The organism is Bartonella sp. AA86SXKL, assembly GCF_042196885.1.
On sequence record NZ_JBHIRE010000356.1, the window covers coordinates 353 to 690 of the forward strand.

Annotated in this window: 1 protein-coding gene and 1 pseudogene; both read right to left on the reverse strand. The window is 41.4% G+C overall.

Annotated features, from left to right (window positions below; genetic code table 11):
* Positions 1-208 (reverse strand): biopolymer transporter ExbD (locus ACFIO5_RS11980; RefSeq protein WP_375705531.1); only part of this gene is annotated, 208 nt, incomplete at its 3' end.
* Positions 209-221: 13 nt separating this feature from the next.
* Positions 222-338: pseudogene (locus tag ACFIO5_RS11985) on the reverse strand (protein TolQ); the annotation flags it as partial.

A 338-nucleotide genomic window follows, 5' to 3' on the forward strand; every position in this document is an offset into this window, starting at 1 on the left:
TCTCCATTCGTACTGGTCCGGCTTGACTACGCGGTAAATCAAGCGGAACACCGTTTACCAAAAGAGGAGCAGAAACCATGAAAATAATCAACAGCACCAGCATAACATCAACAAAAGGTGTGACATTGATTTCACTCATCAGTTGGCTATGTGAACGACGCCGTCTGCGTGTGTTTTTGTGAGCAGAAGAAGCAACAGAAATCCCCATAGACAACTCCTCTTTATAATGGTGAATGAGATGTGAGTGTCTCATCAATACGCCGTGAGATAATTGTCGAAAATTCATCGGCGAAGTTTTCTATCTGTGCAATAATTTGTGCACTTTCATTAACAAATTT